Annotated in this window: 27 protein-coding genes; 22 read left to right on the forward strand and 5 right to left on the reverse strand. The window is 66.8% G+C overall.

Translation table 11 applies throughout. The features are described from left to right. Positions 1–28: 28 nt before the first annotated feature. The 8 genes from CAL18_RS04335 to CAL18_RS04370 all read left to right on the forward strand — a co-directional run bounded on the left by CAL18_RS04335 (position 29) and on the right by CAL18_RS04370 (position 6,691). On the forward strand, positions 29–508 hold the full coding sequence (locus tag CAL18_RS04335) for a TRAP transporter small permease (RefSeq protein WP_170940286.1): 480 nt from the start codon (positions 29–31) through the stop codon (positions 506–508). Continuing rightward, a complete protein-coding gene (locus tag CAL18_RS04340; RefSeq protein WP_094817399.1) occupies positions 501–1,778 on the forward strand; it encodes a TRAP transporter large permease in 1,278 nt (425 codons plus the stop codon). Before CAL18_RS04335 ends, CAL18_RS04340 begins: the two co-directional genes overlap by 8 nt. A 10-nt stretch (positions 1,779–1,788) precedes the next feature. After that, positions 1,789–2,631: an N-acyl homoserine lactonase family protein gene (locus CAL18_RS04345; RefSeq protein ID WP_432759130.1), complete on the forward strand. Its 843-nt coding sequence runs from the start codon at positions 1,789–1,791 to the stop codon at positions 2,629–2,631. Positions 2,632–2,696: 65 nt separating this feature from the next. Further along, positions 2,697–3,116, forward strand: a complete 420-nt coding sequence (locus CAL18_RS04350) for a carboxymuconolactone decarboxylase family protein (protein WP_026640348.1) — start codon at positions 2,697–2,699, stop codon at positions 3,114–3,116. Continuing rightward, positions 3,113–4,027 (forward strand): NAD(P)-dependent oxidoreductase, encoded by a 915-nt coding sequence (locus CAL18_RS04355; protein ID WP_038852465.1) that lies wholly within the window; start codon positions 3,113–3,115, stop codon positions 4,025–4,027. The genes CAL18_RS04350 and CAL18_RS04355 overlap by 4 nt, the downstream gene beginning before the upstream one ends. Next, on the forward strand, positions 4,020–4,772 hold the full coding sequence (locus tag CAL18_RS04360) for a cyclase family protein (protein ID WP_094796145.1): 753 nt from the start codon (positions 4,020–4,022) through the stop codon (positions 4,770–4,772). Before CAL18_RS04355 ends, CAL18_RS04360 begins: the two co-directional genes overlap by 8 nt. Before the next feature lie 33 nt (positions 4,773–4,805). Beyond that, the gene (locus CAL18_RS04365; RefSeq protein WP_094796146.1) at positions 4,806–5,690 is read left to right on the forward strand and encodes an NAD(P)-dependent oxidoreductase; all 885 of its coding nucleotides are present in this window, start codon (positions 4,806–4,808) and stop codon (positions 5,688–5,690) included. A 35-nt stretch (positions 5,691–5,725) separates the two neighbouring features. Beyond that, positions 5,726–6,691 carry a Bug family tripartite tricarboxylate transporter substrate binding protein gene (locus CAL18_RS04370; protein ID WP_051423824.1) on the forward strand — a complete coding sequence of 322 codons (966 nt, stop codon included), beginning with the start codon at positions 5,726–5,728 and terminating at the stop codon, positions 6,689–6,691. A gap of 41 nt (positions 6,692–6,732) precedes the next feature. On the opposite strand, the gene CAL18_RS04375 is transcribed toward CAL18_RS04370, so the two are convergent. Together CAL18_RS04375 and CAL18_RS04380 are read right to left on the reverse strand one after the other, a co-directional pair. After that, positions 6,733–7,176 (reverse strand): acyl-CoA thioesterase, encoded by a 444-nt coding sequence (locus CAL18_RS04375; protein WP_026640352.1) that lies wholly within the window; start codon positions 7,174–7,176, stop codon positions 6,733–6,735. A gap of 143 nt (positions 7,177–7,319) precedes the next feature. Continuing rightward, entirely contained in the window at positions 7,320–10,517 is a 3,198-nt protein-coding gene (locus tag CAL18_RS04380; RefSeq protein WP_094817400.1) for an Rne/Rng family ribonuclease, read from the reverse strand. A gap of 520 nt (positions 10,518–11,037) precedes the next feature. Here CAL18_RS04380 and CAL18_RS04385 point away from each other — a divergent pair. The 4 genes from CAL18_RS04385 (at position 11,038) to msrQ (ending at position 14,369) form a co-directional block, all read left to right on the forward strand. Beyond that, positions 11,038–12,006 (forward strand): RluA family pseudouridine synthase, encoded by a 969-nt coding sequence (locus tag CAL18_RS04385; protein ID WP_026640354.1) that lies wholly within the window; start codon positions 11,038–11,040, stop codon positions 12,004–12,006. 2 nt (positions 12,007–12,008) lie between these two features. Continuing rightward, complete coding sequence (locus tag CAL18_RS04390) at positions 12,009–12,665, forward strand: HAD family hydrolase (RefSeq protein WP_026640355.1); 657 nt, start codon at positions 12,009–12,011, stop codon at positions 12,663–12,665. An 88-nt stretch (positions 12,666–12,753) separates the two neighbouring features. Further along, entirely contained in the window at positions 12,754–13,719 is a 966-nt protein-coding gene (msrP, locus tag CAL18_RS04395; RefSeq protein WP_026640356.1) for a protein-methionine-sulfoxide reductase catalytic subunit MsrP, read from the forward strand. 11 nt (positions 13,720–13,730) lie between these two features. Beyond that, entirely contained in the window at positions 13,731–14,369 is a 639-nt protein-coding gene (msrQ, locus tag CAL18_RS04400) for a protein-methionine-sulfoxide reductase heme-binding subunit MsrQ (RefSeq protein ID WP_051423826.1), read from the forward strand. Positions 14,370–14,391: 22 nt separating this feature from the next. On the opposite strand, the gene CAL18_RS04405 is transcribed toward msrQ, so the two are convergent. From CAL18_RS04405 to CAL18_RS04415, 3 genes are read right to left on the reverse strand one after another with little or no spacing between them, the layout of a single operon-like run. Then, positions 14,392–15,216, reverse strand: coding sequence for an N-acetylmuramoyl-L-alanine amidase (locus CAL18_RS04405; protein WP_231494590.1), 825 nt, complete (start codon positions 15,214–15,216; stop codon positions 14,392–14,394). Beyond that, positions 15,213–15,929 carry an SAM-dependent methyltransferase gene (locus CAL18_RS04410; RefSeq protein WP_094817401.1) on the reverse strand — a complete coding sequence of 239 codons (717 nt, stop codon included), beginning with the start codon at positions 15,927–15,929 and terminating at the stop codon, positions 15,213–15,215. Before CAL18_RS04410 ends, CAL18_RS04405 begins: the two co-directional genes overlap by 4 nt. Next, entirely contained in the window at positions 15,926–16,522 is a 597-nt protein-coding gene (locus CAL18_RS04415; protein WP_026640360.1) for a Maf family nucleotide pyrophosphatase, read from the reverse strand. The genes CAL18_RS04410 and CAL18_RS04415 overlap by 4 nt, the downstream gene beginning before the upstream one ends. 270 nt (positions 16,523–16,792) lie before the next feature. Between CAL18_RS04415 and CAL18_RS04420 the strand changes: the two genes are divergently transcribed. From CAL18_RS04420 to rpoE, 10 genes are all read left to right on the forward strand, one after another. Further along, positions 16,793–17,392 (forward strand): YceD family protein, encoded by a 600-nt coding sequence (locus CAL18_RS04420; RefSeq protein WP_026640361.1) that lies wholly within the window; start codon positions 16,793–16,795, stop codon positions 17,390–17,392. Positions 17,393–17,443: 51 nt separating this feature from the next. Continuing rightward, complete coding sequence (rpmF, locus tag CAL18_RS04425) at positions 17,444–17,626, forward strand: 50S ribosomal protein L32 (protein WP_026640362.1); 183 nt, start codon at positions 17,444–17,446, stop codon at positions 17,624–17,626. Between the two features lie 48 nt (positions 17,627–17,674). Then, complete coding sequence (gene plsX, locus CAL18_RS04430) at positions 17,675–18,739, forward strand: phosphate acyltransferase PlsX (RefSeq protein ID WP_026640363.1); 1,065 nt, start codon at positions 17,675–17,677, stop codon at positions 18,737–18,739. After that, positions 18,739–19,725 carry a beta-ketoacyl-ACP synthase III gene (locus tag CAL18_RS04435; RefSeq protein WP_026640364.1) on the forward strand — a complete coding sequence of 329 codons (987 nt, stop codon included), beginning with the start codon at positions 18,739–18,741 and terminating at the stop codon, positions 19,723–19,725. Before plsX ends, CAL18_RS04435 begins: the two co-directional genes overlap by 1 nt. A 72-nt stretch (positions 19,726–19,797) precedes the next feature. Beyond that, positions 19,798–20,733: an ACP S-malonyltransferase gene (gene fabD, locus CAL18_RS04440; protein WP_094817461.1), complete on the forward strand. Its 936-nt coding sequence runs from the start codon at positions 19,798–19,800 to the stop codon at positions 20,731–20,733. 39 nt (positions 20,734–20,772) lie between these two features. Continuing rightward, positions 20,773–21,531: a 3-oxoacyl-ACP reductase FabG gene (gene fabG / locus CAL18_RS04445; RefSeq protein ID WP_026640366.1), complete on the forward strand. Its 759-nt coding sequence runs from the start codon at positions 20,773–20,775 to the stop codon at positions 21,529–21,531. A gap of 126 nt (positions 21,532–21,657) precedes the next feature. After that, on the forward strand, positions 21,658–21,897 hold the full coding sequence (gene acpP, locus CAL18_RS04450) for an acyl carrier protein (RefSeq protein WP_003813816.1): 240 nt from the start codon (positions 21,658–21,660) through the stop codon (positions 21,895–21,897). 178 nt (positions 21,898–22,075) lie between these two features. Then, on the forward strand, positions 22,076–23,305 hold the full coding sequence (gene fabF / locus CAL18_RS04455; RefSeq protein ID WP_026640367.1) for a beta-ketoacyl-ACP synthase II: 1,230 nt from the start codon (positions 22,076–22,078) through the stop codon (positions 23,303–23,305). 1 nt (position 23,306) lies between these two features. Beyond that, positions 23,307–23,798 carry a hypothetical protein gene (locus CAL18_RS04460; protein WP_141214357.1) on the forward strand — a complete coding sequence of 164 codons (492 nt, stop codon included), beginning with the start codon at positions 23,307–23,309 and terminating at the stop codon, positions 23,796–23,798. Continuing rightward, positions 23,795–24,394 carry an RNA polymerase sigma factor RpoE gene (gene rpoE / locus CAL18_RS04465; RefSeq protein WP_026640368.1) on the forward strand — a complete coding sequence of 200 codons (600 nt, stop codon included), beginning with the start codon at positions 23,795–23,797 and terminating at the stop codon, positions 24,392–24,394. The genes CAL18_RS04460 and rpoE overlap by 4 nt, the downstream gene beginning before the upstream one ends. Positions 24,395–24,401 lie beyond the last annotated feature (7 nt).

Consider the following 24,401-nt stretch of genomic DNA (forward strand, 5'->3'; position numbering starts at 1 on the left):
CTGCTTGTCGCCCATTCGGGGGAGCGAGATGACTGCTGGCAGTTTGCGGGACAAAGGGCTGGTGCTGCTCGGCGCGGTGGCGCTGGTCACGACGCTGATTGGCGTGGTGGCCGTGATGACGCGCTACGCGTTCACGATGGCACTCAGCTTTTCGGACGAATTGATTACGTACCTGATCGTATGGGCCACGCTCATTGCGTTCGGGCTGGGCGAATTCTCTAACGAACATCTGCGCGCCACGGTCTTGGTGGAACGGCTGTCGCCGCGCTGGCAGTCCGCGCTGTCGTGGCTGTCGCTGGTATTGACGCTGCTGTTCGCGGCCATGCTGGTGTATTACGGCATCGAGATCGCCTGGCAGCGCCACCTGCTCAATGAAGTGTCGCCGACCGCGCTGCAGTTTCCGCAATGGATAGCGCGCGCGGCCGTGCCGGTGGGATTCGGCATTGCGTGCATCGCGCTCGTGGCCCGTATCTTGCGCCGCCAGCCGCAGGGGGCTTCTCATGATTGACTACCTGCCCATCCTGTTGCTGGTCGCGCTGCTGGCCATCGGCGCGCCCATCTACCTTGCGCTGGGCCTGAGCGCGCTGCTGGGCTTCTACATCGCCGACCTGCCCCTGCTGGCTTCGGCCGAGATCGTCTACAACAGCCTGACGCCCTTTACGCTGATGGCCGTGCCCTTTTTCGTCATCACGGCCAATCTGATGACCGCGGGCGGCATATCCGACGCGCTGGTCAAGTTCGCGCGGGTATGGGTGGGGCATTTGTGGGGCGGCCTGGGAGTGGCCACCATTCTGGCCTGCGCGATTTTTTCGGCGATATCCGGCTCCAGCGTGGCCACTGCGCTGGCCATCGGGGCGATCTCCATCCCCGCCATGGTGGCCGCCGGCTATGACCGCGGCTACGCCATGGGCGTGACGGCGGCCGGCGGAACGCTGGGTATTCTGATTCCGCCGAGCATCCCGCTGATCCTGTACGGCTTCATTACCGATCAATCTGTGGTGGCGCTGTTTTCCGCGGCGTTGATTCCCGGCTTGCTGGCGGTGCTGTCGCTGCTGATATGTGCCATGTTGATCGCGCGCATCAAGAATTACCCGCGTTGCCCGCGCGCCGGCATGGCCGAACGACTGGCCGCGCTGAAGCAGGCGGCGCCCAGCCTGTTCCTGCCCGTCATGATCCTGGGCGGCATCTACGGCGGCATTTATACGCCTACCGAGGCCGCCATCGTATCGGTGGTGTATTCGCTGGTGATCAGCCAGCTGTTCTACCGCCGGATGCGCCTGGTGGAAATTCTGCGTGTCATGGGCAAGTCGATGATCGACACCAGCGCGATCATGATCATCCTGGCCGCTGCCATGTTGCTGGGCCACTATCTGAGCATCGTCGACCTGGGTTTCAGGGTGGCGGCCGCCGTCGAGGCCATGGGACTGGAGCCCATCCAGTTCAACCTGCTGATCATGGCCATTCTGCTGGTGCTGGGCATGTTCATGGAGGCCACCTCGATGCTGCTCATCCTGGTGCCCATGCTTTTGCCCGCCATGGTGGCGCTGGGCGTGAACCCCGTGCATTTCGCCGTGCTGTTCGTCATCGCGATGGAAATCGGCCTGATCACGCCGCCGATCGGCATGAACCTTTATGTGGTGACGCGCGCAGGGCAGGGCGCCCTGCAGGATGCCATACGCGGCAGTCTTCCGTATGTGGGCATGCTGGTGCTGCTGGCGCTGGTGGTGCTGGCGGTGCCGCGCACGGCGCTATGGTTGCCGCAATGGCTGGGCCGCTAGGAAGACGCTGATGAAAACCTCGTCAACCGGGATCGACGCCATCATGCCGTCCGAAACTCAGCCCTTTGAACTGTACGCCCTGCGATATGCGTGCCATCGCGGAAGACTGGCCGAGCACAACTACCTGGGCGGCGCCGATTTTCACGATGCCGGGTCGGACCTGGACTACTACATTTGGGTCGCCCGGCGCGGCGCCGAAACGTATGTCATCGACACGGGTTTCGGCGAAGCGGCGGCGCGCGAACGCGGGCGGGAACTGCTGGTGACGATCCCGCAGGCGCTGGCCCAGCTGCAGCTGGACGCCGCGCGCATCGAGCAAGTCATCATTACCCACCTGCATTACGACCATGCCGGTTCGCTGGCCTCGTTTCCGGCCGCCACCTTTCACCTGCAAGAAGCCGAGGCGGCGTACGCCACGGGGCCATGCATGTGCCACGGCGCGTTGCGCCACCCCTACGACGTCGAGAACGTGGTGGATTACGTGCGCACGCTGTACCAGGGCCGCGTGCGTTTCCACCAGGGCAGCGCCCAGATTTCCCCGGGGCTGTCCGTCCATCGTGTCGGCGGGCACACCGCCGGGCTGCAGGTGGTACGGGTGTGGACGAAGCGCGGGTGGGTGGTGCTGGCCTCCGACGCGACGCATCTGTACGGCAACCTGTCGCGCCAGCATCCGTTTCCCGTGGTCTATCACGTCGGAGAAATGCTGGAGGGCTACCGGATCGTGCGCGAGCTCGCCGATTCGCAAGCCCACATCGTGCCGGGCCACGATCCGCTGGTCATGCGCCGCTATCCGGCCGCCAGCGCGGCGTTGGCCGGCAAGGTCGCGCGGCTCGACGCCGAGCCCGTCGAATGAGACTTTCCGGGGCCGCCGCTATGCGCGGCTCGCCCATCGTCCGTTGTCATCAATCGAGATCACTCATGGCAAAACATGCACCGCAATACCGCAGGAACGAGAACTTCGAGAAAGGCCTGCAGATCCGCCAGGCGCTGCTCGGCAAAGAAAAGATCGATACCGCGCTGTGGGGCGCCGATGCGTTCAACCAGCCCATGCAGCAGCTGGCCACGGAGTTCTGCTGGGGCGAGATCTGGAGCCGGCCTGGCCTGCCGCGCAAGGTGCGCAGTCTGCTGAATATCGCCATGCTCAGTGCGCTGAACCGGTCCAAGGAACTGGAGCTGCATGTGCGCGGCGCGCTGGTCAACGATTGCACGCCCGAAGAAATCCAGGAAGCGCTGCTGCAAGCGGCGGTGTATGCGGGCGTGCCGGCCGGCGTGGAAGGGTTCCGCGTCGCCACGCCCGTTATCCAGCAGTATCTGGAGCAACAGGAGAAGCAGTCGTGAGTGCCCGAGCCCCCGTAGGATTCATCGGCCTGGGGAGCATGGGCGCCGAACTCGCGCACAACCTGGCCCAAGGCGGCGTGCCGCTGGTCGTGCACGACGCGCGTCCGCAGGCCGGGTCGCGCTTTGCCGGCATGGACGTGGACGTTGCGGCATCGCCCGCCGAAGTGGCGTCGCGCTGCGAGATCGTCTGCGTGTGCCTGCCCACGCCAGACGTGGTCCGCCAGGTGGCGCTCGGGCCGGGCGGCCTGGCGGAAGGCGATCGCATGCGCGTGTATGTCGACATGTCGACCACGGGCCCGGCTACGGCGCGATCGGTGGCCAATGAACTGGCGCGGCGCGGCGTGCAGGCCGTGGACGCGCCCGTGAGCGGCGGCGTCGCCGGGGCGCGGGCTCGCACGCTGGCCCTGATGGTGTCGGGCGCGGCGGACGTGGTCGCGGGGCTCGAGCCGCTCTTCGCCTTGATGGGCAAGCCGCGCATCATCGGCCACGAGGTAGGCCAGGGCCAGAGCATGAAGCTCATCAATAACCTGATGGCGGCCGCGCATCTTGCTTTGGCCGCCGAGGCCACCGTGCTGGGTGTCAAGGCCGGCCTGGCGCCGGAAACCGTGCTGGATACGCTCAATGCGGGGTCGGGCAAGAACTCCGCCACCGAAGACCGTTTCCCCAAGTACGTGCTGCCGCGCACGTTCGACAATGGCTTTGCCAATGCGCTGATGCGCAAGGACGTGCGCCTGTGCATGGAGATGGCCGAAGAACTCCAGGTTCCGCTCTGGGTGGGCACGGCGGTAGACCGCCTGTGGATGCAGACGGTGCTGCAGGTGGGGCCGCACGAGAGTTCGACTTCTATCGTCAAGACGCTGGAACAATGGGTGGGCGTACAGGTGGGCGCGCAGGAGCCCCGCCATGTGTGACAGCGATCATCGCGCCGGCACGGGCTGGAAGGGCTGGCGCGCCCTGCCGCCACAGCAGCCGTGGATGCCCAAGGGCCCCTGGCGCGACCTGACCTATCCGCTGGGGCCCGACGTCCCGCGCGCCACGGTATTTCCTCAACCCGCGTTCCGGCGCCTGAAAAGCCTGCCGGCCGACCCGCTGAATGTCACCGAGATGCAGATGGTGGTGCACATCGGCACCCACGTCGATGCGCCGCGCCACTTCTTTGCCGATGGCCCGGCTTTTCACGACATCGCGCTGGAAAGGCTGTGCGGGCCCGGCGTCGTGCTGCGGGTGGCGCGCGGCGCGGGCGAGGCCATAGGCGTTGCCGACCTGCAGGCGCAGCAGGCGCTGGTGCAGCCCGGCGACATCGTCGCCATCGACACCGGCTGGAGCCGGTATGCGGGCACGCCGCAATATCACGACCATCCGTACCTGGATGTGGAGGCGGCGCGCTGGCTGGTCGAGCGCGGCGTCAAGCTGGCCGCCTTCGATGTGCCTACCCCCGACCTGCCGCTGGCGCGGCGGCCGGCCGGATACGACTGGCCGGCCCACCATGTGTTGCTGGGCCATGGCGTGCTGGTGTCCGAGAACGTCTACGGGCTGGGCGAACTGGCCGGCCAACGTGTGGAGTTCGCCTTCATGGCGCTGAACATCGTGGACTCGGACGGCGCGCCCGCGCGCGTGATGGCGCGGCCCGTGCAGGCCGGCGGCATGGCGGCCTAGAACTTATTGATCATCAAAAACAAGCGAGGAGATATGGACAGCGACGTAATTGGATTTGTCGGTATCGGCAAGATGGGCCAGCCCATGGCCCGCCGGCTGGTCGACGCGGGCATGCGCCTGGTGGTCTACGACGTAGATGCGGGCGCCACGGCGCCGCTTGTTGCCCTGGGCGCAAAGGCGGCCGGATCGGTATCAGAGGTGGCCGATGCGGCCGGCACGGTGTTGCTGAGCCTGCCGGCGCCCCGCGTGGTGCAGGATGTCGTGGCACAGCTGGCCGGGGGCGCCAAGGTCAAGCGCGTGGTGGACTTTTCGACCATCGGTCCGGCCGCCGCCGCCAGCGCCGCGGCCACCCTGGATGCGCGAGGCATCGCGTATATCGACGCGCCGGTCAGCGGCGGCGTGCCGGGCGCGCAAGCGGGCACGCTGGCCGTGATGGTGTCCTGCCCGAAGGCGCTCTTCGAGACGTTGCAGGAACTGCTGGGCACGTTCGGCAAGACGTTCCATGTCGGCGAGCAGGCGGGCCAGGCCCAGACCATGAAACTGGCCAACAATCTGCTTTCGGCCACGGCGATTGCGATCTCGTCCGAGGCCATGGCCATGGGAGTCAAGGCCGGCCTGGACCCGCGCGTGATGCTGGACATCATCAACGCCGGCTCGGGCCGCAACAGCGCCACGCAGGACAAGTTTCCCCGCGCCGTGCTGACCGGCACATTCGATTATGGGTTCGGCACCGGCCTGGCCTATAAAGACGTGCGCCTGTGCATCGACGAAGCTGAACAGCTTGGGGTGCCCATGGTCATCGGCGCCGCCGTGCGGCAGATGCTGGCCATCACGAATTCGCTGTATGGCCCGGGATCGGATTACACGTCGGTATGCCGGGTGGTCGAGTCCTGGGCTGGCGTGGAAGTGCGCGGCTGAGCCGCGTAATGGCATCAACAAAGGAGACACATTAAATGCATAAGTTCATGGTGCGCTTTGCCGCAGTGGCCGCAGTCTGCAGCATTGCGTGCGCCCCGGCATGGTCGGCAAACTATCCCGAGCGTCCTGTAAAGCTGGTCGTGCCGCAATCGCCAGGCGGGGCCTCCGACGTGCTTGCCCGCTTGCTGGCCAAGGGGCTGTCGCAGGCGTGGGGGCAGAGCGTCGTCGTGGAGAACAAGGCCGGGGCCGGCGGCAACATCGGCCTGGAAGCCGTGGCCAAGTCGCCGGGCGATGGCTATACGCTGCTTTTCACGTACGAGGGCACGCAGGCGATCAACGTCAGCCTGCGCCAGTTGCCGTTCGATCCGGTCAAGGACTTCACCCCGATCGCGGCCGTGGCGACCGTGCCGTTCATCGTCACCGTCAACAAAGACATTCCCGTCGCCAGTTTCCAGGAATTTGTCTCACTGGCCCGTTCCAAGCCCATGACCTTCGGTTCTGCCGGCAGCGGCACCGTCAATCATCTGTTGGGCGAAATGGTCAACCATGTGGCGGACACGGGCCTGACCCACGTGCCGTACAAGGGAGCGGCGCCCGCGCTCACCGACTTGATCGGCGGGCGTATCGACGCGGTATTTACCAGCGTGCCGTCGATTGCCGCGCATGTCGAAAGCGGGTCGGTGCGCGCACTGGCGATTTCCAGCAAGTCGCGTTCGACGCGCTTTCCCGACCTGCCCACCATTGCCGAGTCCGGTTATCCCGGTTTTGACGTTTCTCCGTGGTTTGCCGTGTTCGGGCCCGCGGGCATCCCGGGCGACGTTGTGCAGAAGATCAATCGCGACGTAGGGCAGGTGCTGGCCGATCCGGAATTCCGCCGCAATCTGGCCGAGCAGGCCGCCGAGCCCCTGCAGACGACGCCCGAGCAACTGGCGTCGATGCTGCAAGACGACATCAGGAAATGGGCGGCGGTTGTGCAGAAGTCGGGTGCGCGGGCGGACTGATACGCGCGGTGCAAGCCCCCGGGCCGCCTGCCCCGGGGGCGTTATTGCACTGGCGCGTAGCGCGCCAGCGTTTCGCGATGGCCCGCCGGCACCGGCACCGGCCGGCGCGAATCCCGGTCCACATATACGTGGGTAAATAAGCCGCTGGCATGGCTGAGCTCGCGTTGGGCGGTAAACACGCCCAGGCGGTAGGTCACGCTGCTGCCGCCGATGCGGTGCACGCGCAGCCCGATCTCTACGGGCACGGGAAACGACACGGGCGCGAAGTACTGGCACTGCGTGCCCACCACCAGGCCGATGGGGCCGCCTGCGGCGGGGCCCGCCAGCCGTTCGGCGATCAGCATGCCGTTGACCGCCGTGTCGAACCAAGAGTAATACACGACATTGTTGACGTGGCCGTACACGTCATTGTCCATCCAGCGTGTTGCAATAACGGTGAAGTGCCGGTAAGCCTCGCGGGGCTCGGCAATCAGGCGGTCGGTCATGCGGGCTCCATGAAACGGTGTCGTGCCAGCGCGCGGCGCATCGTCAGGCGGCAGTCTACCGCGAGCGCCGCACGGCGGCGCATCTGCAGCGAGGATAAAAAACGCCGGCGCTAGGCCGGCGTTTTTTTGCATTGCCCCGGGCGTCAGGCCTGGGAGCGCTGCGTTTCTACCTGTACCAGCGGAGAGTTCGATACCGCGGGCACGGGCTTGCGCTCGCGTCCCAACCGTACGGGAGCCTGGCTGGCGGCCATGCGCTGTTGCGCCTGGGCCAGGCGCGCAGGGTCGGTTTCGACCCATTTCAGCCCAGTGGCGCTGACCACCTCGTGCAAGGCCTGGCTGGACGCTGCCGCAGCGGCAGGCACCACGATGGGCGCGGCTACCGGTGCGGCCGTCGTCGCAGGAGCATCGGCAGCCGCGGTAGCGACCGGCGCGGTGCCGACCGCCGCGGTGTCGACCGCCGCGGTGTCGACCGCCGCGGTATCGACCGCCGCGGTATCGACCGCCGCGGTATCGACCGCCGCGGTGTCCGATGGCTCGGCCTGGGGAGTGATGTCGGCGGCCGTCGCTACGGCGGCCGTCGCTACGGCGGCCGTGGGTTCGGCGCCAGGCGTCTGGTCGGCTGCAACGGCAGGTTCGGTCGGGGCCGGGGCGTCGGCTTCCTGCGCGGCAACGGGTTCAGCCGCCGGCAAGGGCTGCGCAAGCGCCGGAACAGGCTCGACGGCGTCGGGCTGTGCGGCCGGTACCGGCACGGCAGGCACCGCGACTTCCGGCATGCCCTGCGCTACGGCTGCAGCGTTGGATATGTCGGACAGGTCCACCCGTGCCGGCGTCTGGCCGGGCGCAGCGGCGTCTGCCAGCGGACGCGCAACCTCTGCCGCAGCAGTGGCTGCCGCAGCACTGGCTGCCACAGCACCGGCTGCCGCAGCATCGGCTGCCGCAGCACCGGCTGGGGTCGTATCGGCTGCATCCGGGGCGAACTCGGCCGCGTTGTCGGCTTGCGTATCGACGTCCTGCGTAGTCTGTTCGTCCTGGCTACGGCGGCCGCGGCGGCTGCGACGGCGGCGGCGCTTGCGTTCCGGATCGGCGCCGGCCTCGGCTTGCTCGGCATCGGCAGCCTGGGCTTCGGACGACGCGTCGGCGGAAACGGTGGCGGCCGCTTCGGCCTGCTCGGTCAGGGCCGCGGCGATCGCGGGGCCTTGCGGGGCAGGCACGGCTGCGGCAACGGTTTCGGCCAGCGCGGCTACCGTGGTTTCCTCGGTAGCCTGCACGTCCTGTTGGGCCGTGTCATCGCGACGATTGCGGCCACGGCCACGGCGGCCACGGTTGCCGCGCGGGGCGGCTTCGTCGGCGGCGCCGGCTTCGGGGGCCAGGGCGCGTTCGGGACGGGCCGTGTCGCGCTCGGCGCGGGCCGGGCGTTCGGCGCGGTCTTCGTGGCGACGGCCGTTGCGGCCGGCGTGGCGGGGGGAGCCGTCGGATTCCGTAGCGTCGGTGCGGGCTTCTCCGCGGCGATGGCGGTTACGGTCGGAGGCGTGGCGTTCGCCACGGCGTTCCTGGCCATCGTGGCCGCGCTTGCCGCGCGGACCGCCGCGCTTGGGTTCTTCCGAGGCGGCGGGCGCGGCCGGCGCGGCGCTGCCGCCCAGCCAGTTGACCAGGCGCTTGAACAGGCCGCCCAAGCCGCCGCCTGCCGTCTGGGCGGGGGCGGGCGCGGATTCGGCCGCGGGCGCCGAGACGGGCGCCGGCTGCGAAGGCGTAATGCCCTTGACCAGGGCTTCGGGGCGCGCCTTGACCTCCGGGTCGCGCGGCGCCCAGGCCATGTCGGTGGACGGGGCGTCAACGAGCTCGAAGCTGGTCTTGACGTCTTCCAGACGGGGGTCGTCGTGGCGCAGGCGTTCGATATGGTGATGCGGGGTTTCCAGGTGCTTGTTGGGAATCAGCACCAGGTTGACCTTCAGGCGGGCTTCCATCTTGGCGATGTCGGCGCGCTTTTCGTTGAGCAGGAAGGTGGCCACGTCGACCGGCACCTGGGCATGCACCGCCGCCGTGTTTTCTTTCATGGCTTCTTCTTGCAGCAGGCGCAGCACATGCAGCGCGCTGGATTCTGCGTCGCGGATCACGCCCGTGCCGTTGCAGCGCGGGCAGGTGATGTGCGAGCCTTCATTCAGGGCGGGGCGCAGGCGCTGGCGCGACAATTCCATCAGGCCGAAGCGCGAAATCTTGCCCATCTGCACGCGGGCGCGGTCGAAATGCAAGGCATCGCGCAGCCGCTGTTCGACGGCGCGCTGGTTCTTGCTGTCTTCCATATCGATGAAATCGATGACGATCAGGCCGCCCAGGTCACGCAGGCGCAGCTGGCGGGCCACTTCGTCGGCCGCTTCCAGGTTGGTGCGCAATGCGGTTTCTTCGATGTCGGACCCGCGCGTGGAGCGCGCCGAGTTGACGTCGACGGCCACCAGGGCTTCGGTGTGGTCGATGACCACGGCGCCGCCCGAGGGCAGTTGTACGGTGCGCGCGTACGCGGTTTCGATCTGGTGTTCGATCTGGAAGCGCGAGAACAGGGGGATGTCGTCACGGTAGCGCTTGACGCGCTGCACGTTGTCGGGCATCACCACGCTCATGAAGGCCGTGGCCTGGTCGGCGATTTCGTCGGTATCGATCAGGATTTCGCCGATTTCAGGCGAGAAGTAATCGCGGATGGCCCGGATGACCAGGCTGGATTCCAGGTAGATCAGAATGGGCGCGGCGTTGTCGCGCGCGGCGGCGTCGATGGCCGTCCAGAGCTGCATCAGGTACGACAGGTCCCATTGCAGTTCTTCGACGCTGCGGCCGATGCCGGCGGTGCGGGCGATGATGCTCATGCCCTGCGGGACTTCCAGCTGCTCCATCGTGTCGCGCAGTTCCTGGCGGTCTTCGCCTTCCACCCGGCGCGACACGCCGCCGCCGCGCGGGTTGTTGGGCATCAGCACCAGATAGCGGCCGGCCAGCGAAATGAACGTGGTCAGGGCCGCGCCCTTGTTGCCGCGCTCTTCTTTTTCGACCTGGACGATCAGTTCCTGGCCTTCGCGCAGCGCGTCCTGGATGCGGGCCGAGCGGACGTCGACGCCTTCTTTGAAATAGCTGCGGGCCACTTCCTTGAAGGGAAGAAAGCCATGGCGGTCTTCGCCGTAGTTGACGAAGCAGGCCTCGAGGCCCGGTTCGATGCGGGTGATGACCCCTTTGTAAATGTTGCCTTTGCGTTGTTCGCGTCCGGCGGTTTCGATGTCGAGATCGATGAGCTTCTGCCCATCGACAATGGCAACGCGCAGTTCTTCCTGGTGCGTCGCGTTAAACAGCATGCGCTTCATGAGTGGTGTTCTCCGTTGTCATGACGCGCCGATATCGGCGCGTGACCTTGGGCCACTCGGGCTGCGGACTGAAGCGGGGCAAGAAGAGGAATCAAACGGCAGCCTGGCGCAGCGCGCAGGCGTAGCCGCCGCCGGTCAGGCGGGCACGTCGTGCCCGGGGGCACGTGGTTCTGGCAGCAGGGGAGTCAGGGTCACGAAGTGTGGTTGACGGAAAGGATTGCTGTGAACGGCAGGTGCGGCCAGCGATCGGCCCGCGCGCACCTGGGTGCTTTAATTACGCGACAATTCTTGCAGTGCTTCAGAGCCGCTTGCGGCATGCAACGGACCTGCCAGGACAGCGGGCAAATGTCGTGCCACACCACCGTCCGGCAGGGCGCGGTTGCGCCGGCGACCGAGAGGCCCCGAAGCTGAACGGTCAGGCAGCAGTACAATGGCGACCCGCGCGCGCTCGACGGAGACGCGTACCGTTGCATCTCTACGCCAGGCGGCTTGTTCAGCCCCTTAAGGCTGTGCCGATTATATGTCGCTTTCCGCAATGCGCAAAGAATCTGCGTTTTCCCCTCCATCCACCCCCGCCGTCCGGCTGGTTGAAGTCGGCCCCGAGCATGACGGCCAGCGGCTGGACAACTTCCTGCTGCGGCTGTGCAAGGGCGTGCCCAAGAGTCACATTTACAAGGCGATACGCGGCGGCGAGGTGCGGGTAAATAAGGGACGCACCCAGGCCGATTACCGCGTGGCTGCCGGCGACGTCGTGCGCGTGCCGCCGCTGCGCCTGCCGGCGCCCGATGCCGTGCGGCCCGTGCCGGGCGCCGAATTTCCCGTTGTCTACGAAGACGACGCCCTGCTGGTCATCGACAAGCCGGCCGGCGTGGCGGTGCATGGCGGCAGCGGCGTGTCGTTCGGCGTCATCGAGCAATTGCGGGCGGCGCGGCCGCAGGCGCGCTTCCTGGAACTGGTGCACCGGCTCGACCGCGAGACTTCCGGGCTGTTGATGGTGGCCAAGAAGCGCAGCGCGCTCCTGGCGCTGCACGCCATGCTGCGCGAAGGCAAGGGCGACAAGCATTACCTGGCCCTGGTAGAAGGCGACTGGGTCAACGACCGCCAGCACATCCGCCTGGCGCTCACCAAATGGACGACACAGTCGGGCGAGCGGCGCGTGCGCCCCGACCCCGGCGGCCAGCCGGCCCATACTATCGTTACACTACAGCGGCGCCTGGGAGAATTCAGCCTGGTCGACGCCGAGTTGCGCACCGGACGCACCCACCAGATCCGGGTGCATCTGGCGGCCAGTGGTTTTCCCATCGTGGGCGACGACAAATACGGGACGGACGAGACGCGCGCCCGGTTCGCACGTCTGGGGTTCAGCCGCATGTTCCTGCATGCGCATCAACTGACCCTGCCGCACCCCACTACCGGACAAACCCTGCGGCTGACGGCGGAATTGCCTGCCGCCTGCCGCACCCTGTTGCACAAGCTGGAGAGTCAGTAGACATGTCTTATTCGCTGGTCGTGTTCGACTGGGACGGAACCGTGATGGATTCCACCAACGGCATCGTGGCCGCCATCCAGGGGGCCTGCCGCGACCTGGACCTGCCCGTGCCGTCGACTTCGGCCGCCAGCTGGGTCATCGGACTGTCGCTTGAAAGCGCGCTGCGCCGGGCCGTGCCCGAACTGACGCAAGCCATGGTGCCCCGTTTTCTGGAACGCTACCGCACGCATTACCTGTTGCGCGATCCCGAATTGCGCCTGTTCGAGGGCATCGAGGCGCTGCTTCACGATCTGGCAGGCCGGCAGGTGCAACTGGCCGTGGCCACCGGCAAGAGCCGGGTAGGGCTGGACCGCGTTCTGGCCGCCACCGGCCTGCGCGGCGCTTTCCAGGCCACCCGCACCGCCGACGAAACCTTCAGCAAGCCGCATCCGGCCATGTTGCACGAACTGATGGACGAATTGCAGGTCGAACCAGAACGCGTGCTCATGGTGGGCGATACCTCGCACGACCTGCAAATGGCCTGTAATGCGGGTGTGCACGGCCTGGGCGTTTCCTATGGCGCTCATAGTCCGCAAGAGCTGCAGGGTTGCCAGCCCCAGGCCATCGTCGACAGCGTGGCCGACCTGCGCGAATGGCTGCTGCCGCGCGTGGGTTGCTGAGCCCCGGGCGCGGCGCGGAATAATCCGCGCCCGGCGGTCGTCTTACCCCTGCTGTCCGTGTCGTCCACGCAGCTTTCAGGAGACCGTCATGTTGATCCGCAAGCCCGGCAACGCGCCGCCCTCGTCCGAGATCACCCCCGAAGCCGTCTGGCAGTCGCGCCGCGACTGGATGATGCGCGCCGGGCTCATCGCGGCGGCCGCCGGCCTGCCCGGATGGTCCATGCGCCAGGCCCATGCTCAGGATGCGGCGCCGCTGGCCGGACGCGCCAGTCCGCAGTACTCGGTCATGGACAAGCAGACGTCCTTCCAGGACATCACGTCGTACAACAATTACTACGAGTTCGGGCTCGACAAAGACGACCCGGCCCGCTACGCCGGCAAGCTGCAGACTCGCCCCTGGACGGTGGCCGTCGAAGGCGAGGTGCTGCGTCCGCAGGCCTTCGACATCGACACGCTGCTCAAGCTGGCTCCCATGGAAGACCGCGTGTATCGCCTGCGCTGCGTCGAGGGCTGGTCGATGGTCATTCCCTGGGTGGGGTATTCGCTGGCAAACCTGCTCAAGCAGGTCGAACCCACCGGCAATGCAAAGTATGTCGAGTTCACTACCGTCGTGCAGCGTGAGAACATGCCCGGCGTACGGTCGTCCGTGCTTCAGTGGCCCTATGTCGAGGCCCTGCGCCTGGACGAGGCCATGCATCCGCTGACGATGCTGGTGTTCGGGCTGTACGGCAAAGTGCTGCCCAAGCAGAACGGTGCGCCGCTGCGCCTGGCGGTGCCCTGGAAATACGGTTTCAAGTCGGCCAAGTCGCTGGTGCGCATCCGGCTGGTCGAGCGGCAGCCCGTCAGTTCATGGATGCTGGCGGCTCCCAGCGAATATGGCTTTTACGCCAACGTGAACCCCGACGTGCCGCATCCGCGCTGGAGCCAGGCCACCGAGCGGCGCATCGGCGAAGACGGGTTTTTCGCGCCCAAGCGCCGCACGCTCATGTTCAATGGCTATGCCGAACAGGTTGCTTCCCTGTATCAGGGCATGGATCTCAAGGCCAACTACTAAGGAGCCGCCGCATGCAAGGTACGCCGCCCGCGCGGCGCCGGCAATGGTCCGCTGCCGCCGTGGCGCGCGTCAAGCCGGCGCTTTTCGCCGCCGGACTGCTGCCCCTCGCACGCTGGGTGTGGCTGGGGTTCAATAACGGCCTGACCGCCAACCCGGTGGAATTCCTGACGCGCTCCTCGGGCACCTGGGCGCTTGTCTGCCTGCTGGTCACGTTGTCCATCACGCCGCTGCGGCGCCTGCTGGGCCAGCCGGCCCTGGTGAGGCTGCGGCGGCCCTGCGGGCTGTTCGCGTTCTTCTACGGCAGCCTGCATTTCCTGGCATGGGTATGGTGGGATCGCGGCCTGGACCCGGCCTTTATGCTGCAGGATATCGGCGAACGCCCCTTCATCACGGCGGGGTTCATCGCGTTTGCATGCATGGCGGCGCTGGCGGCCACCTCGACGCAGGCCGCCATGCGCGCCATGGGTCGGCGCTGGCAGACGCTGCATCGCGCGATATACCTGATCGGCATACTGGCCATCGTGCACCTGTGGTGGCACAAGGCTGGCAAGAACGACTTCCAGCAGCCGATCGCCTACGGCGCGGTGCTGCTGGTTCTGCTGGGGTGGCGGCTGGTGGCGGCCTGGCGCGCCCGCGCCACGCGCGCCTGAAGGCCGGCGCGGGCGGCGGACGTCAGTGCCCCGGGCCAGGCTGCAGGGCCATCATGATGGCCGCAGTTTCCGCATCCGGGGCGCCGTCGTAGCGGCCGGGCCGGTAATGCATCTGGAAAGCGGACAGCACGTTGCGGGTGGCGCGATCCAGGCGCCCGTGCTGCGGGCATGCGTAACCCAGCCGGGCCAGTTGCCGCTGGAACCAGGCGACGTCCGGCAAGCCTTTGCGCTGCAGGTCCACCCAGTATGTGGCGGCCTGTGCCTCGTCGTACCAGCGGCCGATGCCAGCGTCGGCCAGCCGTTTCCACGGAAACAGCGGGCCCGGATCGGTTTTGCGTTGCGGCGCGATGTCGCTATGGGCCACGATGTTCTCGGGCGATACGCCGTGGCGCGCGATCAGGTCGCGCAGCAGCAGGATCAGGGCATCGATCTGTGCGTCGGGAAAAGGAGCCCATAGGGGCGCCGGCGGCCCGGCATCCTGCCGTCCCGCATTGACCAGCTCGATGCCGATCGATACCGGGTTGAGCGACACCTGTTCGTACCAGCTGCTGGCGCCGGCATGCCACGCGCTGCGCGACTCATCCACCAGGCGGTAGATGTGCGGGCGGGCGTCGGCCGTGACCAGATAGTGCGAGCTGACGCCGCCCTTGGACAGCAATTCGAGCGAGCGCTCGCTGTTGGCCGACGTGTAGTGCAGCACAATGTAGCGTACGCGGCTGTCGTGGCTGACCGCACGGATCGAATCGTCGATATCCAGGCGCGGCCCGCCGTGCTGTCCGGCGCACCCGCCCAGCACGGCCGTTGCGGCCAGGGCCGCAAGGTGGCTGAGCAGGCGCGTGAGAGTCATGATCGCTGGGCCAGGTACAGAAACAGGGTGGGACGCTTGTCGAGCTCGGGCGCGGGCCGCGTTTTCCACTCGGCCACGGGATAGGTGCGCACCCATTCATCGTCGGTCGTCAGTGCGCGCGCGACGCACAGGCGCGTGTCGCCGCGCAGCGTGGCCAGCAGCGTGGCGAACATGGCCGCGTTGCGGTAGGGTGTCTCGATCAGCAGCTGGGTCTGGTGATGGCGCGCCGAGTGCTGTTCCCAGGCGCGCAGTTGCCGGGCGCGTTCGGCCGGGTCTACGGGGGCGTAGCCATGGAAGGCAAACCGCTGGCCGTCCAGCCCGCTGGCCATCAGCCCCAGCAGGATGGACGAGGGCCCTACCCACGGGCGCACGGTAATGCCCAGGCGGTGCGCCGCCGCAACCACCGTCGCGCCGGGGTCGGCCACGGCCGGGCACCCCGCCTCGGAAACCAGCCCGATGTCGCGTCCGTCGCGCACCGTGGCGAGCCAGCGCTGGATGTCCGCGGCGCCGGTTTTGGCGTCCAGCGTATGGATGGTGATTTCCTGCAGCGGGCGCACCGTGCCGACCTGCTTCAGGAAGGCGCGCGCGGTCTTGGCGTTTTCGGCGATATAGGTATCCAGCCGGCCGGCCAACGCGCGCACGTCGGCGGGCAGCCAACGTTCGGCGGGGGCCGGCCCCAGCGACACTGGAATCAGGTGCAGGGCGCCGCTCATGTCGCGCTTGCCGACAAGGGGTCCAGCCCGAAACTGGCCAGCATGCCGGTAAGGGCGATCAGGGGCAGGCCGATGATGGCGGTGGGGTCGTCGCTGCGGATGTATTCCATCAGCGCGATGCCCAGGCTTTCGGCTTTGGCGCTGCCGGCGGTATCGTAAGGCGCTTCGGCGCGCAGGTACGCCTCGATGGCGGCGTCCGGCAGGGCGCGAAAACGGCACTGGGTCACGATGTCGGCTTTTTCGATGCGCTGGCCATCGGTTACCGCCAACGCGCTGTGAAATTCCACGGTACGTCCGGCAAGTTCGCGCAATTGCTCTCGTGCGCGCGAAAAATCGCCGGGTTTGCCGATGGGCCGGCCGTCCGCCGTGGCCACTTGGTCCGACCCGATCACAATGCAACCGGGGCGCTGACGCGCCACCGTCATTGCCTTGGCGACAGACAGCCGCAGCGCCAGTTCGGCGGGCGCTTCGCCCGGAACGGGCGTTTCATCGACGTCGGGAGAAACGGTGTCGAAGGGCAGGCGCAGGCGGCCGAGCAACTCGCGGCGGTAGGGCGAACTCGAAGCCAGTATAAGGACAGGTCGGGATGGCATGCAGAAATTGACGTTAAGGCGTAAGTCGCAGTATTATCTAACGTTTTGCGGGATTTTTGCAGCGGCGGCAGATTACGGCAGCAGATACAGCGGCAGCAGACACAGCAGTAGCTCGCCCGCGCGAGTGGGCGGTCGGGCGGTCGTCGTGGCCCTTGCGCCGATTGTCGCTGGCGGGTTGTCCGACAACGGCTTGGCGCGGCGGTTAAAATCCGCGGGGCAAGCAAACACGCAGGCGGCAAGCCCGGCACCAGGAACACCAGAGGCACACGCATGAGCAATGAGCGGGCAGGAGCGCCCCGGTCGCGCGGTTCCGCGACGGCGGACGCCGTGATCGATGCATTTGCGTTTGCCCGCCAGGGCGGCAGCGCCGATGGCGCCGTGCCGCTGGTGCGGTTCGCCAGGGCTGTCGAAGGCCTGCCCGAGCAGCCCGCCGGCGAGGCCGGCCTGGTGCAATGGTCGGCGCGCGGCGAGATCGGCACGGGCCTGGTTCGTGGCCAGCCCTTGCTGCACTTGCATGTGCGGGCCAACCCGGTGCTGGTGTGCCAGCGTTGCAATGCCCCGTTTGTTTACGAAATTGATTCCCGGACAGTGCTGCAGTTCGTCAAGTCCGAAAGCGAACTTGACGAAGACCTGTCCTCCGAATTGCAAGACCCGGAGCTTGCGGACTCGCTGCCCGAAAAGGTGGTGGGGTCGCATCGCTTCGATCTGTTGGCCCAGGTCGAAGACGAGCTCATCCTGAGCATTCCGTACGTGCCCAAGCATGATGTGTGCCCGGGCACGCAGGCCGACGATGGCGACGCTTCGCAAGAGCCCGCCGCCGTGCGTCCGTCACCGTTCGCGGTGCTCGAACAACTGAAGCGCAAAGATTAGGTCAACATCGGACCGCATGGCGTACAATGCGGCCCGTTTCTAGGAGTCATCATGGCTGTTCAACAAAACAAGAAGTCCCCGTCCAAGCGTGGCATGCATCGCTCGCACGACTTTCTGGTCAACCCGCCCACCGCGATCGAGCCCACCACCGGCGAAACCCATCTGCGCCACCACATCAGCCCCAACGGCTTCTACCGTGGCCGCAAGGTGCTCAAGACCAAGGCCGACGAGTAAGCTGCGGCACCACTCGTTTCGCATGCACGGCAGCGCTGACCCGCTATTGTGATACGCATCGCCATCGACTGCATGGGCGGCGATTTCGGGCTGCCCGTCACGATCCCGGCCGCTATCGAGTTCGCCCGGCAATATCCCGATTGCCGGCTGCTGCTGGTCGGCCTGCCCGACGCCATCGAGGCTGCGCTGGCCGGGCACAAAGACGTTCCCCGCGATCGTCTTGAAGTCGTGCCGGCTACCGAGGTCGTCTCCATGGACGATCCGGTCGAGATCGCCCTGCGCCGCAAGAAAGACTCATCCATGCGCCTGGCCGCGCAGGCCGTCAAGGACGGCCGCGCCGACGCCTGCATTTCCGCCGGCAACACCGGCGCCTGGATGGCCATCTCGCGCTATGTGCTCAAGACGCTGGACGGCATCGACCGCCCGGCCATTGCCACGTCCATCCCCAACCAGACCGGGCGAGCCACCACCGTGCTCGATCTGGGCGCCAATGTCGACTGCACGGCCGAACACTTGCTGCAGTTCGCCATCATGGGCGCTGCACTGACGCAGGCGGTCGATCATCGCGACAATCCCTCCGTGGGGCTGCTCAACATCGGCGAAGAAGTCATCAAGGGCAACGAGGTGGTCAAGGAAGCCGCGGAACTGCTGAGACGCAGTCCGCTGAATTTCCAGGGCAATGTCGAAGGCAACGACATCTTCAAGGGCACCGTGGACGTCGTCGTCTGCGATGGCTTCGTCGGCAATGTGGTGCTGAAGTCCATCGAGGGCCTGGCGAAGATGCTGTCGAGCATGATTCGCGAAGAATTCAAGCGCAGCGTCGTGACGCTGCTGGCCGGCGCCATCGCCAAGCCGGTGCTCAACCGGCTGCGCAACCGCGTCGACAACCGCCGGTACAACGGCGCGGCCCTGCTGGGCCTGCGCGGCGTGGTCATCAAGAGCCACGGTTCGGCCGATGCCTACGCTTTCGGCTTTGCGCTGCAGCGCGCGCGTGAAGCCGTAGTAAGTAAACTGCTAGATCGCACTGCCCAGGCCGTCGCGCTGATTACCCAGCGCGTCCAGACCGGCGAGGCCGCCACCGGCGAGCCCGAGACGGCGGGGGATACCGTTTGATGGGTACCGCAATGACATATGCCGTGATCGCCGGCTCGGGCAGTTTCCTGCCTGAACGCGTCGTGTCCAATGACGAGCTGGCCGCAGAACTGGCCACCCGCAACATTTCCACTTCCGACGAGTGGATCGTCGAGCGCACCGGCATCCGGCAGCGCCATCTGGCCGAGCGCGGCGTCACCACCAGCGTCCTGGCCACCGAGGCGGCGCGCCGCGCCCTCCAGGATGCCGGCGTGCAGGCGGGCGATGTCGACCTGATCATCGTGGCCACGTCCACGCCCGATTACGTATTTCCCAGCACCGCGTGCCTGGTGCAGGCCAACCTGGGCGCCAGGGGCGGCGCGGCATTCGATGTGCAGGCCGTCTGCAGCGGTTTTGTCTATGCGCTCAGCACCGCCGACGCCTTCGTGCGCGCGGGCCGTTCGCGCTGTGCGCTGGTCATTGGCGCCGAGGTCTTCTCCAGCATCCTCGACTGGAACGATCGCAGCACCTGTGTGCTGTTCGGCGACGGCGCGGGCGCCGTCGTGCTGAAAGCCTCCGACAAGCCCGGCATCCTGGCGGCGCAGCTGCATGCCGATGGCTCGCAGACCAAGATCCTGTGCGCCGCGGGCAATGTGGCCTATGGCGATGTCACCGGCGACCCGTTCCTGCGCATGGACGGCCAGGCCGTCTTCAAGCAGGCAGTCACCGTGCTCGACCGCTCGGCGCGCGATGTCTGCGCCGAAGCCGGGCTCGATGTGGCCCAGCTCGATTGGCTGGTGCCCCACCAGGCCAACGTCCGTATTCTCAATTTCCTGGCGCGCAAATTGCAGGTGCCGGTCGAGAAGGTCGTCATCACGGTCGATTCCCACGCCAATACTTCGGCTGCCAGCGTACCGCTGGCGCTCGATGCCGCTCGCCGCGATGGCCGCATCAAGCCCGGCCAGCTGGTGCTCATGCAGGGCGTGGGCGGCGGCTTCACGTGGGGCTCGGTTCTCGCGCGCATGTAATGGCGACCCCGGGGGGGCGGGGGCTCCCGCCTCGGTATGTTCACCGAATCTGAAATCAGTCGATACCTCAACATGAAAATCGCGTTTGTCTTTCCTGGCCAGGGTTCGCAGTCGGTCGGCATGCTTGATGCCTGGGCCGGCAATGCGGCCGTGGCCGATGTGCTGGCGCGTGCCGGCCAGGCGCTGGGCCAGGACCTCTCCGCACTGATCGCCCAAGGCCCGGCCGACCAGCTCAATCTCACCACCAATACACAACCGGCCATGCTGGCGGCCGGCGTGGCCGTGTTCGCTGCCTGGCGGGCTGCCGGCGGCGCCATGCCCGACCTGGTTGCCGGGCACAGCCTCGGCGAATATGCCGCGCTGACGGCAGCCGGCGCGCTGACGCTCGAAGACGCGGTGCGCCTGGTACGCGTGCGCGCCGACGCCATGCAGGCCGCCGTGCCGGTGGGCGCGGGCGGCATGGCCGCCGTGCTGGGCCTGGACGACGACGCCGTACGCGCCGCCTGCGCCCAGGCAGCGCAGGGCGAGGTGGTCGAAGCCGTGAATTTCAATGCGCCGGCGCAGGTGGTCATTGCGGGGCACAAGGGCGCCGTCGAGCGCGCCTGCGAAGCCGCCAAGGCGGTCGGGGCCAAGCGTGCCCTGATGCTGCCCGTGTCCGCGCCGTTCCACTCCAGCCTGCTGCGTCCGGCGGCCGACGTGCTTGCCGCCGCGCTGGCGCAGGCTTGCGTCGCGGCCCCGCAGGTCCCCGTCATCAACAACGTCGACGTGGCGGCGCCGACCGAGCCGTCGGCCATCCGCGACGCGCTGGTGCGCCAGGCGTGGCATCCTGTGCGCTGGGTCGAGACACTGCGGGCCATGAAGGCGCAAGGCGTCACGCATGTGGTCGAGTGCGGCCCGGGCAAGGTGCTGGCCGGCCTGACCAAGCGCATCGACAGCGAACTGACCGGCATTTCCATTACCGATCCGGCTTCCCTGGAAGCCGCGCTGGCCGCCCTCGGCCAGCACTGACTCGGCGCGCCCAATCGCACGCGCCATTACAGGACTGACATGGACGACAAACAATCGGCAGAATTGCAAGGCAAGGTGGCGCTGGTAACCGGCGCCACGCGCGGCATCGGCAAAGCCATTGCGCATGAGCTCGCCGCGCGCGGCGCCGTGGTGGTGGGAACCGCCACCAGCCCAGCCGGCGCCCAGGCCATCAACGAGGCGCTGGCGCCTTTCGGCGGGCGCGGCGTGGTGCTCGATGTGACCGATGCGCAAGCATGCGACGCGCTGGTCGACGCCATCAGCAAAGAACCTGCGGGCGGCCCGCACATTCTCGTCAACAATGCCGGCATTACGCGCGACAATCTCGCCATGCGCATGAAAGACGACGACTGGACGGCCGTCATCGATACCAACCTGGCCGCCGTTTTCCGCTTGTCGCGCGCCGTATTGCGCGGCATGATGAAGGCCCGCTGGGGCCGCATCATCAACGTCACGTCGGTGGTGGGCGCCAGCGGCAATGCCGGGCAGGCCAATTACGCGGCCGCCAAGGCCGGCGTGGCAGGCATGTCGCGCGCCCTGGCGCGCGAACTGGGCAGCCGCAACATCACCGTCAATTGCGTGGCGCCGGGTTTTATCGATACCGACATGACCCGTGCCCTGGGCGACAACCAGACTGCTGCGCTGTTGCAGCAGATTCCGTTGGGCCGCCTGGGTTCGCCGGTTGATATCGCGCATGCGGTGGCGTTTTTATCTGGGCCGCAGGCGGGTTACATTACCGGAACCACGCTGCACGTCAACGGCGGCATGTACATGCAATAAGGGCGGCCCGGGCGCGGCAGCGCCCGGCGCACCAGAGGCATATCGTCATTTTTATCACGGCCAGGCGTTTGCATTCCTCAACGCTTGGCTATAATTCGCGGGATTTTTCCCCAATTGGAGATCTGCATGGAAAGCATCGAACAGCGCGTCAAGAAGATCGTCGCTGAACAACTTGGCGTCAACGAAGCCGAGATCAAGAACGAGTCCTCCTTCCTTGACGACCTCGGTGCCGATTCGCTCGACATGGTTGAGCTGGTCATGGCGCTCGAAGACGAATTCGAGACCGAGATCCCCGACGAAGAGGCCGAGAAGATCACGACCGTGCAGCAAGCGATCGATTACATCAATTCGCACGGCAAGCAGTAAAGCTCAGCCTGTATTCGCCGGCCGCCGCCCTTGCGGGTGCGGCCGGAAGCAGGGCGGTTTCAGGAGCGTCGTGCGGTCCGTGCGCGGGGGCGTCATCATGACGTTTCCGCGGCCGGGCAAGCCGCATGAGCGGCGCATCCGAAAACCGCCTTTCTTTTGTCTGTTTTAGGAGTCATCCGTGAAGCGACGAGTCGTCATCACCGGCCTGGGTATCGTATCGCCCGTGGGCAACGACATCACCCTCGCCTGGGACAATATCGTCAACGGACGTTCCGGCATCGGCCGCATCACCCGTTTCGACCCCTCGGCCATCACCACGCACATCGCGGGCGAGGTCAAAGATTTCGACGTCACCCAGTACATGCCCGCCAAGGAAGCGCGCCAGATGGATACCTTCATCCATTACGGCATGGCCGCGGGCATCCAGGCGTGGCAAGACAGCGGGCTCGACGTCACCGAAGCCAATGCCGACCGCATCGGCGTCATCGTGGGCTCGGGCATCGGCGGCTTGCCCCGCATCGAAGAAACGCAGACCGAGCTGCTCGCCAAGGGGCCGCGGCGCATTTCGCCCTTCTTCGTTCCGGGTTCCCTGATCAACCTGATCTCCGGCCAGTTGTCGATCCGCTTCGGCATGAAGGGCCCCAGCTATGCCGTCGTGTCGGCCTGCACCACGGGCCTGCACTGCATCGGCGATGCCGCCCGCCTGATCGAGTACGGCGATGCCGACGTCATGCTGGCCGGCGGGGCCGAGTCCACGGTGTCGCCGCTGGGTATCGGCGGTTTTGCGGCCATGCGGGCGCTGTCCACGCGCAACGACGATCCCGCCACCGCCTCGCGGCCCTGGGACCGCGACCGCGACGGCTTCGTGCTTGGTGAAGGCGCGGGCGTGCTGGTGCTCGAAGAATACGAGCACGCCAAAAAGCGTGGCGCGCGTATCTATGGCGAGTTCGCCGGCTATGGCATGAGCTCCGACGCGCACCACATCACGGCGCCCGACAAGGACGGCCCGCGCCGCGGCGTGCTCAACGCCTTGCGCAATGGCGGCATCAACCTCGACGAGGTCGATTACGTCAACGCTCACGGCACGTCAACGCCGCTGGGCGACAAAAACGAGTCCGACGCCCTCAAGCTGGCCTTCGGCGACCACGCCAGGAAGCTGGTGGTCAACTCCACCAAGTCCATGACTGGCCACTTGCTGGGCGCCGCAGGCGGCATCGAGGCTATTTTCACCACTCTGGCGGTCTACCACCAGAAATCGCCGCCCACCATCAATATCTTCAACCAGGACCCCGAGTGCGACCTGGACTACTGCGCCAACACGGCGCGCGACATGAAGATCAACGTGGCAATTTCCAACTCCTTCGGCTTTGGCGGCACCAACGGCTCGATGGCCGTTCGCCGGATCTGATTTGGACCACCGCCGGGTAACCGGTCACCGGCCGCTATGCGTGCCGGTGCGCCGCCCGCGCCATCTGACGCTGCTGGGCCGTACGGCCGTGGCAGTGGGGGCGGCCTGCGCGGCCTTGGGCGCCTGGTGGCAATACGGGCCGCAAGGTCTCGCTGCGCTGGCGGCGTCTGCCGCCGGCATTGCCGGGGTGCGCCATGTCGGGCGCCGTCGCGCGCCGGCGGTGCGCGTGCGCGCCGTCCGGGCCGTCGCGGGCAGCCGGCGCTGGCAGCTGCGGGTAGGGCGTCAGTGGCGGCCCGCCACGCTGCGCGACAGCCGACGCGGCGCCTGCTGGCTCGAACTGCGTTTGCAACAGACGCCGGCTGCGGGCCACAGAGTTACAAATCACCGGGTCGCCGTGTGGCGGCCCACCGTGTCTGCGGCCTGCTGGCGCCGGCTGTGCCTGCTGGCAGGCGCGGCGCGGCGCCTGGACGCGCCTGATCCGGGGGCGGCATGAGCGAACGCGACATCGACGCCGAGCTGGTCGCCCGGGTGCAGCGCGGCGACAAAAAAGCTTTCGACCTGCTGGTGCTCAAGTACCAGCGCAAGATCCTGCGCCTGCTGGGGCGCATGATCCGCGACCCCGCCGAAGTCGAGGACGTGGCCCAGGAAGCATTCATCAAGGCGTACCGGGCCCTGCCGCAGTTCCGGGGCGAAAGCGCCTTTTACACCTGGCTATACCGTATTGCGGTCAACACCGCCCGTAACTGGCTGGCGTCTGCCGGCCGGCGTCCCAGCGCGCCAAATGCAATCGAAACGGAAGACGGTGAAACTTTTAATGAAACTGACAACCTAACCGATATCAGCACGCCGGAAGCCGTACTGGCCAGCCGCGAAATTGCCCAGACGGTCAACGCGGTGATCGAGGAATTGCCCGAAGAACTCCGGACCGCTATCGTGCTGCGTGAAATCGAAGGTATGAGTTACGAAGACATCGCCCAGAGCATGGATTGCCCGATTGGCACGGTACGTTCGCGCATTTTCCGCGCGCGTGAAGCTATCGCCAGTCGGTTGCGTCCCTTGCTGGACACCGATGCCGAGCGTCGTTGGTAAGGAGCGG

Origin of the sequence: Bordetella genomosp. 7 (genome assembly GCF_002261415.1) — a bacterium.
In the GTDB taxonomy this organism is placed as follows: Bacteria; Pseudomonadota; Gammaproteobacteria; order Burkholderiales; family Burkholderiaceae_B; genus Bordetella_A.

Excerpts from the sequence above, each read along its gene's own strand:
- CAL18_RS04335 (WP_170940286.1), top strand. The coding sequence starts at position 29 with ATGACTGCTGGCAGTTTGCGGGACAAAGGGCTGGTGCTGCTCGGCGCG.
- CAL18_RS04340 (WP_094817399.1), top strand. The coding sequence starts at position 501 with ATGATTGACTACCTGCCCATCCTGTTGCTGGTCGCGCTGCTGGCCATC.
- CAL18_RS04345 (WP_432759130.1), top strand. The coding sequence starts at position 1,789 with ATGAAAACCTCGTCAACCGGGATCGACGCCATCATGCCGTCCGAAACT.
- CAL18_RS04350 (WP_026640348.1), top strand. The coding sequence starts at position 2,697 with ATGGCAAAACATGCACCGCAATACCGCAGGAACGAGAACTTCGAGAAA.
- CAL18_RS04360 (WP_094796145.1), top strand. The coding sequence starts at position 4,020 with ATGTGTGACAGCGATCATCGCGCCGGCACGGGCTGGAAGGGCTGGCGC.
- CAL18_RS04365 (WP_094796146.1), top strand. The coding sequence starts at position 4,806 with ATGGACAGCGACGTAATTGGATTTGTCGGTATCGGCAAGATGGGCCAG.
- CAL18_RS04370 (WP_051423824.1), top strand. The coding sequence starts at position 5,726 with ATGCATAAGTTCATGGTGCGCTTTGCCGCAGTGGCCGCAGTCTGCAGC.
- CAL18_RS04375 (WP_026640352.1), bottom strand. The coding sequence starts at position 7,176 with ATGACCGACCGCCTGATTGCCGAGCCCCGCGAGGCTTACCGGCACTTC.
- CAL18_RS04380 (WP_094817400.1), bottom strand. The coding sequence starts at position 10,517 with ATGAAGCGCATGCTGTTTAACGCGACGCACCAGGAAGAACTGCGCGTT.
- CAL18_RS04385 (WP_026640354.1), top strand. The coding sequence starts at position 11,038 with ATGTCGCTTTCCGCAATGCGCAAAGAATCTGCGTTTTCCCCTCCATCC.
- CAL18_RS04390 (WP_026640355.1), top strand. The coding sequence starts at position 12,009 with ATGTCTTATTCGCTGGTCGTGTTCGACTGGGACGGAACCGTGATGGAT.
- msrP (WP_026640356.1), top strand. The coding sequence starts at position 12,754 with ATGTTGATCCGCAAGCCCGGCAACGCGCCGCCCTCGTCCGAGATCACC.
- msrQ (WP_051423826.1), top strand. The coding sequence starts at position 13,731 with ATGCAAGGTACGCCGCCCGCGCGGCGCCGGCAATGGTCCGCTGCCGCC.
- CAL18_RS04405 (WP_231494590.1), bottom strand. The coding sequence starts at position 15,216 with ATGACTCTCACGCGCCTGCTCAGCCACCTTGCGGCCCTGGCCGCAACG.
- CAL18_RS04410 (WP_094817401.1), bottom strand. The coding sequence starts at position 15,929 with ATGAGCGGCGCCCTGCACCTGATTCCAGTGTCGCTGGGGCCGGCCCCC.
- CAL18_RS04415 (WP_026640360.1), bottom strand. The coding sequence starts at position 16,522 with ATGCCATCCCGACCTGTCCTTATACTGGCTTCGAGTTCGCCCTACCGC.
- CAL18_RS04420 (WP_026640361.1), top strand. The coding sequence starts at position 16,793 with ATGAGCAATGAGCGGGCAGGAGCGCCCCGGTCGCGCGGTTCCGCGACG.
- rpmF (WP_026640362.1), top strand. The coding sequence starts at position 17,444 with ATGGCTGTTCAACAAAACAAGAAGTCCCCGTCCAAGCGTGGCATGCAT.
- CAL18_RS04435 (WP_026640364.1), top strand. The coding sequence starts at position 18,739 with ATGGGTACCGCAATGACATATGCCGTGATCGCCGGCTCGGGCAGTTTC.
- fabD (WP_094817461.1), top strand. The coding sequence starts at position 19,798 with ATGAAAATCGCGTTTGTCTTTCCTGGCCAGGGTTCGCAGTCGGTCGGC.
- fabG (WP_026640366.1), top strand. The coding sequence starts at position 20,773 with ATGGACGACAAACAATCGGCAGAATTGCAAGGCAAGGTGGCGCTGGTA.
- acpP (WP_003813816.1), top strand. The coding sequence starts at position 21,658 with ATGGAAAGCATCGAACAGCGCGTCAAGAAGATCGTCGCTGAACAACTT.
- rpoE (WP_026640368.1), top strand. The coding sequence starts at position 23,795 with ATGAGCGAACGCGACATCGACGCCGAGCTGGTCGCCCGGGTGCAGCGC.